The sequence below is a fragment of the uncultured Salinicola sp. genome, from assembly GCF_937921195.1.
In the GTDB taxonomy this organism is placed as follows: domain Bacteria; phylum Pseudomonadota; class Gammaproteobacteria; order Pseudomonadales; family Halomonadaceae; genus Salinicola.
On sequence record NZ_CALFQK010000105.1, the window covers coordinates 1 to 8494 of the forward strand.

The following is an 8494-nucleotide window of genomic DNA, read 5'->3' on the forward strand; positions in this document are numbered from 1 at the left end:
CGGCTGGCGGCGACGCCGGCGCTGCCGGTGGCGAGATGGCCCAGGCCGCTGCCGCTCCAGCACTGGCCGTTCTCCAGCGTCAGGGTGCGCTCGGCGCCGAGTTCACGGCGCAGCCGGTCGAGCTGCACGGCCAGGCCGCCATAGCCGGCGGTGTGGCGTCGGGCGGCGCTGCGTGGTGTATAGAGTACGGCCCACTCGGCGCTAGCACTGCCCGCCAGCGTGGTCACGCCGTCCGCGGTGGCCCAGGGCGCGGCGCCGAGCAGCGACGCCGGGCCGAGATAGGTGGCGGGGGCGACGATGCGCGTGGGGCCTAAGCACTCCAGGGTGTCGGCGAAGTAGAGGATCTCGACCTGGCGCCCAGGGGCCGGCGCCCGCGCGGTGCCTGTCAGCGGCGTGGCGCAGCCGCTCAGCCCGGCGCCTAGTCCGGCACCCAGCAGGGCGCCGACCAGGCGACGGCGGCTGGGGTCGCAGCCCCGGCCGGTGGCGGCCTGGGCGGCGGTGGAAAGGGGGTCAGTCATGAGGCTCCCGCGAATGATTCAACGCGGCGCACGGCCTTCGCCGCCGCCGGACTCGGCATCCTAATGATTGGGAGATGACGGTTTCGTGACCATGCAACGGGCGCGGCGCTGCCGCCGGAATCGTCATGGTGTTGTCACGTTGCTGCTCTAAGTTGCCTCCGGTAACGCAGCCCGGTGACCACAGGCACCGGGACGCCAAGTGGCCGGCGGCGCGCATCGCCGGCCCGGGTGCCGTTGACTAGCAGACCGTCATTAGTGGATCACTCAGAGTAGAGGGGACACCCCATGAGCAAGGAAATCGAGGATCATCGCGTTCTCAACCAGAGCAGCAACGAGCCGTTCTCGTCGGTACTCTCACGCCGTGTATCGCGTCGCGGCGTCATGCAGGGGGGCGCGGGGCTGGCCGCCATGGGCCTGCTCGGCGGCTTCGGCCTGGCCGGCTGCAGCAGCGACGGTGACAACGGTGGCTCCAGCGGCGGTTCGCCGGAAGCCACCCCGCTGGCGCTGGCGTTCGCCTCGATCCGCGGCTCGCGCACCGATGCGGTGGTGGTGCCCGAAGGCTACGTCGCCCAGGTGCTGATTCCCTGGGGTACCCCGCTCGACGACAGTGTCGGCAACTGGTCGGCCAACCTCCGCGTGACGCCCGAATATCAGGCAGCCAGCGTGGGCATGCACCACGACGGCATGCACAACTTCGCGCTGAGCGACGAGAGCGCCTCGCGCGAGTTCATCATGGCGCTCAACAACGAGTACATCGACCAGGACGCGCTGTGGGCGCCCCAGGGCGGCCCGACCAATGCCGACAGCGGCGCACGTCCGGCCAACGAGGTGCGCACCGAGATCAACGCCCACGGCGTGACCCTGGTCAAGCTCATGCTCGACGCCAACGGCCAGTGGCGTGAAGAGCGCGGCTCGCGCTACAACCGTCGTATCACCTCGGCCACGCCGATCGAACTCGCCGGACCGGTACGCGGCAGCGACTACGTGGTGACCGCCTACTCCACCAACGGCACCCGCACCCGCGGCACCAACAACAACTGCGCCAACGGCTACACCCCCTGGGGCACCTACCTCACCTGCGAGGAGAACTGGCCCGAGGTCTTCACCAAATCGAGCGGGCGCTATCGCGACGACGACCGCCTGGGGCTGCCCGATGGCCGCGGCCGCTACGGCTGGGAGACCGCCCAGGGGGGCACAAACGGCGAGTTCGCGCGCTTCGATACCACTCCGAGTGCCGCCTCCGCCGCCGGCGACTACCGCAACGAGCCGCGTACCTTCGGCTATGTGGTGGAGGTCGATCCCTACGGCAACACCGACAGCGTGGGCACCGAGGCCGCCGCGCTCAAGCGCACCCATATCGGTCGCTTCCGCCACGAGGGGTGCTGGCCGGGCAAGGTGATCGAGGGCGAGCCGGTGGTGTTCTACTCCGGCCACGACTCGCGCAACGAGTACATCTACAAGTTCGTCTCCAAGGCCAATTGGGATCCCAAGGACGCCAATCGCCCGGGGCAGGATTACGATCGCCTGGCGATCGGTTCCAAGTACCTCGACGAGGGCACCCTCTACGTGGCGCGCTTCAATGCCGACGGCAGTGGCGAGTGGCTGCCGCTGACCCCGGACGCCACCACCCAGGACGGCCGGCCGCTATGGCAGGCGCTGGAACTGGCCAACGAGCGCGATCTCGCCGGGGTGATCATCAACACCTGTGACGCCGCCGACTTCATTGGCGCGACGCCGATGGACCGCCCCGAGTGGGGCACCGTCGATCCGTCGTCGGGCGAGGTCTACATGACCCTGACCAACAACTCCCAGCGCACCGCCGAGGGTACCGACGCCACCTACACCAGCGGTGGCAGCGACGTCGAGGCACTGGGCGCGGGCTATGCCACGGCCCCGGTCAATGGCCCCAATCCGCGTCCGGACAACGAGGGTGGCCAGGTCATTCGCTGGCGCGAGCCTTCGCCGTCGGCCACCGGCTTCGAGTGGGAAGTGTTCGTCTTCGGCGCCGCCGAGAATGACCCCGACAACTTCTCGGGTCTCACCGAGCTCAACCAGTTCGCCAGCCCCGACGGCCTGTGGTACGACGACCGCGGCGATGGCCGCGGCATCCTGTGGATCGAGACCGACAACGGCTACGACAACGTCACCGACTACACCAACGACCAGGTGCTGGCGGTGGTGCCGGGCAGCGTCGGCCGCGGTCCGGGGGACAAGGCGGTGATCGATGCCGCGGACCAGGCCCAGCTCAAGCGTTTCGCCGTCGGCCCCAACGGTTGCGAAGTGACCGGCATCTTCGCCACGCCGGACAAGACCTCGCTGTTCATCAACATCCAGCACCCGGGCAACTGGCCGGCCGATCCTGACGCCAGCGTGCAGGATGCCACGGTCGCCACCACCTCGGAGAGTGTCCGCCCGCGGGCCTCCACCGTGGTGATCCGCAAGCGTGATGGTGGAGAGGTCGGGGTGTAACTGAAAGCGGGAAGAGCGCCGCTACGCGGCTGGAAGCTGAAAGAGAAAACCGCCTCCGTCGCTTACGACGGAGGCGGTGTGGTTTAGGCTTCCTTCGAGCTTCGAGCTTCGAGCTTCGAGCTTCGAGCTCAGGCCTGACTGGCGTAGGCGTAGAGCAGCGTCTCCTGGGCGCTGATGGGTTCGGCATCGCCCGGATCGCGAAGATGATATTGCCCTTCGGTGTCGAGCTCCCAGCTCTGGCAGTTGTCCAGCAGATAGGTGTCGAGATCCTTGCGCACCTGCTGAGCGACCTTCTTGTCCAGCAGCGGGAAGCAGGTCTCCACGCGATGGAACATGTTGCGCTCCATGGCGTCGGCGCTGGAGCACCAGACTTCATGCTTGCCGTCATTGTGGAAGTAGTAGACCCGGGTATGTTCGAGGAATCGACCGATGATCGAGCGCACCCGAATGTTGTCCGAGATGCCCGGGATGCCGGGGCGCAGGCAGCACATGCCGCGAATGATCAGGTCGCAGGTCACGCCGGCCTGGGAGGCGCGATAGAGCGCGCGAATCAGTTTCGGCTCGGTGATCGCATTGCACTTGATGACGAGCCTGGCCTTCTTGCCGTTCTCGGCCAGTCTGGCCTCGCGATCGATCATCTCGACCAGCGTCTTGTGCAGCGTGAAGGGGGCATGCAGCAGCGTGTTGATCTTGCGTGGCTTGCCCATGCCGGAGAGCTGCTGGAACACCTTGTGCACGTCGTCGCAGAGCTCGTCGTTGGCGGTCATCAGGCTGTAGTCGGTGTAGAGCTTGGCGGTCTTGGCGTGATAGTTGCCCGTACCGAGATGGGCGTAGTGACGCAGTTCGCCCTTTTCGCGCCGGACGATGTGCATCATCTTGGCGTGGGTCTTGTAGGCCATCACACCGTAGATGACGATGGCGCCCGCCTCCTGCAGTCGGGAGGCCAGCGCCAGGTTGTCGGCCTCGTCGAAGCGCGCCCGCAGTTCGATGACCACGGTCACTTCCTTGCCGCCGCGGGCCGCTTCCACCAGCGCGCCGACGATCGCGGAGTCGGCGCCGGTGCGATAGAGCGTCTGCTTGATCGCCATGACGTCGGGGTCGCGCGCGGCCTGGCGCAGCAGATCCTCCACCGGGGTGAACGACTGAAATGGATGGTGCAGCAGAATGTCGCCCTGGCGAATGGCGGAGAACAGGTTGACGTCGCCGCGCAACGGCTTGGGCAGGCCGGGGGTGAACGGCCGATAGCGCAGGTCGGGTCGCTGGACGTCGCCAAGAACCGCCATCATGCGGGTCAGGTTGACCGGGCCGTTGACCCGATAGAGATCCTCCTCGCCAAGCTCGAACTGCTTGAGCAGGAAATCGATCAGGCTATCGGGGCAGTTGTCGGCCACCTCGAGACGCACGCCACTGCCGTAGCGCCTGGCCAGCAGCTCGCCCCGAAGCGCGGAGGCCAGGTCCGAGACCTCTTCCGGATCGACCGACAGGTCGGCGTTGCGGGTCAGGCGGAACTGGTAGCAGCCCTCCACCTCCATGCCGGGGAATACCTCGTGGGCGTGGGCGTGGATCATCGATGACAGGAACACGTAATCGGTGAAACCCGCTTCGCACAGCGCTTCCGGCAGCCGGATCAGCCGCGGCAGCGAGCGCGGCGCCGGGAGAATCGCCATGCCGCCCTCGCGGCCGAAGGCATCGGTCCCTTCGAGCTCGACGATGAAGTTGAGGCTCTTGTTGACCAGACGGGGGAAGGGGTGCGAGGGATCCAGCCCGATCGGGCTGATGACCGGGGCGATCTCCTCCTCGAAGTAGTCGGCGACCCAGGCCGCCTGCTCGGGCGTCCACTGGGCACGGCGCCGGAAACGGATCTTCTGCTCTTCCAGGGCCGGCACGAGGACGTCGTTGAGAATGCGGTACTGACGCTCCACCTGCTCGTGGCCGATGCGCGAGACCTCGCTCAGCACACGGGCCGGCGTCATGCCGTCGGCACCGGTCTCTTCATGAAACGAGGCCAACTGGTGCTTGAGGCCGGCGACCCGGATCTCGAAGAATTCGTCGAGATTGGAGGAGACGATCAGCAGGAACATCAACCGGTCGAGAAGCGGATGCGAGGCATCCAGCGACTGTTCGAGCACACGGATGTTGAACTGGAGGTGCGACAACTCGCGATTGAAGTAGAGCGCGGCGTCGTCGAGATCCGCCTGCGAGGAGGGTGCCTCCTTGGCATGGATCCCCTTGCGCGTGCGATTGACGCGCAAGGGCGGCGGCGGCGTCTCTTCACCGGTGGCCGGCAAGGGGAGGTCGACCGGGCTGTTGGGCGTGTCCGTCGTGCCAGAATCCGTCATCAGAAGTCTCCGGTACCGGGGCCGACACGCCCGCGGCCCTCAGGTGTTGAGCAGTTGCGCGGCGCGTTTGGCGAAGTAGGTCAGGATGCCATCGGCCCCGGCGCGCTTGAAGCAGGTCAGTGATTCCAGAATCACGCTATCCGCATCCAGCCAGCCTTTCTCGAAGGCGGCCATGTGCATGGCATACTCGCCGCTGACCTGGTAGGCGAAGGTCGGGACGCCGAACGACTCCTTCACCCGCTGGATGACGTCCAGGTAGGGCATGCCGGGTTTGACCATCACCATGTCGGCGCCCTCCTGGATGTCCAGAGCGGTCTCGTGGAGCGCCTCGTCGGTGTTGGCCGGGTCCATCTGGTAGCTGAACTTGTCGGCCCGGCCCAGGTTGCCGCTGGAGCCGATGGCATCGCGGAACGGTCCGTAGTACTTCGAGGCGTACTTGGCCGAGTAGGCCATGATCTGGGTCTCGTGGAGCCCTTCGCGCTCGAAGGTGGCGCGAATCTCGCCGATACGGCCATCCATCATGTCGGACGGCGAGATCACGTCGGCGCCGGCCTCGGCGTGGGAGAGCGCCTGCTTGATCAGTGCCTCGATGGTGCGATCGTTGAGCAGGTAGCCGTTCTCGTCCGGCACGCCATCCTGGCCGTGGGTGGTGTAGGGGTCGAGCGCCACGTCGGTGATGATGCCGAGGTCGGGGAAACGTTCGCGCAGCGCCCGGATCGCGCGCTGGATCACGCCGTCCGGGTTCCAGGCCTCGGCACCGTCGACGGTCTTCTTCTCCGGTGGGGTGAAGGGGAAGAGATCGATCGCGGGTATGCCGAGTTCGACCAGCTCCTCTGTCTCGCGCAGCAGCTCGTCGATGGACAGACGTTCGACACCCGGCATGGAGGAGACCGGCTCGCGGCGGTTTTCACCGTCGAGCACGAAGACCGGGAGGATCAGATCGTCGGTGGTCAATGTCGATTCTCGGGCCAGGCGGCGGGAAAAGTCGCTTTTGCGCAGACGACGCAGGCGGGTGGCCGGGTACTGACGCGACAGGGAATAACGCATGAATCTCTCCACGATAGGCGGCGAATGGGCCTCCCGGCCCACTCGCGTCACCGACAGCCAAGCTATCAGTGACGAATGACAAAAAGATGACAGTGGGGCTTGGCGCCCCAGTATAACAACCGAGTCGATGGACCGGGTGGGGGCCTTCGTCGCAGTGGCTGGAACCGGACGAATCAGTCCGTGTCCGCAGGCGCTTCCGCGCGTCGGCGCTGGACGATGCGGCCGAACAGGATGCCGACCTCGAACAGCAGCCACATGGGGATGGCCAGCAGGCTCTGCGAGATGATGTCCGGCGGGGTCAACAACATGCCGATGATGAAGCAGATCAGGATCACGTAGGGACGTTTCTTGCTCAAGCTCTCCACGTCGGTGATGCCGGTCCAGATGACCAGGAAGGTGGCGATGGGGATCTCGAATGCCACGCCGAAGGCGAAGAACATCTTCAGCACGAAATTGAGGTAGGCGTTGATGTCCGTCATCACCGTGACGTCCTGCGGGCCGGTGTGCACGAAGAAGCTGAACAGCAGCGGGAACACGACGTAGTAGGCGAAGGCTGCGCCGCAGTAGAACAGCAGGATGCTGGAGGCGAGCAGCGGGAACGCCAGCGCCTTCTCGTGCTTGTAGAGCCCCGGCGCGATGAATGCCCACGCCTGATAGAGGATGAACGGGATCGCCGCGAAGATGGCGACCACCATGGTCAGCTTGAACGGTGCCAGAAAGGGCGACGTGACCTCCGTCGCGATCATCTTCGAGCCGGCGGGTAGAAGCGCCACCAACGGATCGGCCACGAAGCGGTAGATGTCGTTGGAGAAAGCGTAAAGGCCGACGAAGACCAGCACGACAACGATCACGGCCTTCATCAGGCGCGAACGCAGCTCTATCAGATGCTCGATCAGCGGGGCCTGTGACTGCTTTTCATCTGGCGGTGGAGAAGAGGCATCGCTCATCGGGAAGCCGAATCCTTGTCCGCGGGTGAGGAAGAGGGGGGGGCGGGCGAGGCATCAGCCGGCGCGGAGGGCGCTGGCTCTCCGGCGCGAGTGGATTCGTCGACCGGCGTGGCGTCGCCAGCGGTCGAAGGCGGGGCCCCCGAATCCTCCTTCTTGTCGATTTCGAAATGCTTCTCGACGCCCCGGCGCGCCTGATTGACGTTCTCGTCCAGTTTTTTCTGCTGCTCGGCCAGTTTCTGGCGCAGCTCCTCGGCCTCGAGCTGGGACGTGATCTCACGCTGCATGGTCGAGACGCTGCGCTTGATCCGACCGACCCAGAGTCCGGCCGTGCGGGCAGCCCTGGGCAGCCGCTCGGGCCCCAGCACCAGCAGTCCGACGATGCCGATCAGCAACAGCTCGAAGAAACCGATATCGAACATGCCGGTTACTTGCGCTCGGCCTTGTCGTCGGACGTCTTCTGCGTGTCGTCCGGGCGGCTGTCGAAGTTGCTGTCCTGGGTCGTGTGAGTCGAATCCTGGGAGTGGTCGATGCTTTGCTGCGTGTTACTCCCTTTCTTCTCCTCTTCGTCTTCACCGACGGCTTTCTTGAAGCCTTTGACGGCCCCGCCGAGGTCGCTACCGACATTGCGCAACTTCTTGGTACCGAAGATCAGGATGATGATCCCGAGGACGATCAACAGCTGCCAGATACTGATCCCACCCAGCATAACTTTCTCCTTACTGATGCGCGTTGACGCGATGGTGATTCATGAGTCTCGTTGGCGAGAGGCCTTCTCGTCCAGTCCGGAAACGCCGAAACGCCTGGCCAGCTCCGCCAGCACTTCCCGATGATCGATATCGAGATGCGACAGCATGACCAGGCTGTGAAACCACAGGTCGGCCACTTCGCCGATCAGGTCCTGGCGGCTCTGTGCATCATCCACCCGGACATCCTTGGCGGCAAGAAGCGTTTCGGCAGCTTCCTCGCCAACCTTTTCCAGGATCTTGTTGAGGCCCCGGTGATGTAGCTGGGCGACGTAAGAGCTGTCCGGGTCCGCGTTGCGGCGTGAGTCCAGAACCGTGGCCAATCGTTCGAGAGTATCACTCATGAGATGACATTCCTGCTTATGGGGCTACATTGGCTTCGAGCTTCGAGCTTCGAGCTTCGAGCTTCGAGCTTCGAGCTTCGAGCTTCG

General features: G+C 65.2%; 8 protein-coding genes. 1 reads left to right on the plus strand and 7 read right to left on the minus strand.

Annotation, left to right across the window (positions count from 1 at the left end):
- A partial coding sequence (locus tag Q0602_RS10800) for a hypothetical protein (protein WP_298842805.1) occupies positions 1-518 on the minus strand: 518 nt, incomplete at its 3' end.
- Between the two features lie 285 nt (positions 519-803).
- Here Q0602_RS10800 and Q0602_RS10805 point away from each other — a divergent pair.
- On the plus strand, positions 804-2987 hold the full coding sequence (locus tag Q0602_RS10805; protein ID WP_298842808.1) for an alkaline phosphatase PhoX: 2184 nt from the start codon (positions 804-806) through the stop codon (positions 2985-2987).
- A 128-nt stretch (positions 2988-3115) separates the two neighbouring features.
- Here the strand turns inward: Q0602_RS10805 and ppk1 are convergent, their stop codons facing one another.
- The 6 genes from ppk1 to Q0602_RS10835 all read right to left on the minus strand — a co-directional run bounded on the left by ppk1 (position 3116) and on the right by Q0602_RS10835 (position 8407).
- Positions 3116-5326, minus strand: coding sequence for a polyphosphate kinase 1 (gene ppk1 / locus Q0602_RS10810; RefSeq protein ID WP_298842810.1), 2211 nt, complete (start codon positions 5324-5326; stop codon positions 3116-3118).
- Between the two features lie 39 nt (positions 5327-5365).
- Positions 5366-6373: a porphobilinogen synthase gene (gene hemB, locus Q0602_RS10815; RefSeq protein ID WP_298842812.1), complete on the minus strand. Its 1008-nt coding sequence runs from the start codon at positions 6371-6373 to the stop codon at positions 5366-5368.
- Between the two features lie 173 nt (positions 6374-6546).
- Positions 6547-7320, minus strand: a complete 774-nt coding sequence (tatC, locus tag Q0602_RS10820; RefSeq protein ID WP_295039660.1) for a twin-arginine translocase subunit TatC — start codon at positions 7318-7320, stop codon at positions 6547-6549.
- Positions 7317-7739 (minus strand): Sec-independent protein translocase protein TatB, encoded by a 423-nt coding sequence (gene tatB / locus Q0602_RS10825; RefSeq protein WP_295039656.1) that lies wholly within the window; start codon positions 7737-7739, stop codon positions 7317-7319. Before tatB ends, tatC begins: the two co-directional genes overlap by 4 nt.
- Positions 7740-7744: 5 nt before the next feature.
- A complete protein-coding gene (gene tatA, locus Q0602_RS10830) occupies positions 7745-8026 on the minus strand; it encodes a Sec-independent protein translocase subunit TatA (RefSeq protein WP_295039653.1) in 282 nt (93 codons plus the stop codon).
- 39 nt (positions 8027-8065) lie between these two features.
- Positions 8066-8407 carry a phosphoribosyl-ATP diphosphatase gene (locus tag Q0602_RS10835; RefSeq protein ID WP_298842815.1) on the minus strand — a complete coding sequence of 114 codons (342 nt, stop codon included), beginning with the start codon at positions 8405-8407 and terminating at the stop codon, positions 8066-8068.
- Positions 8408-8494 lie beyond the last annotated feature (87 nt).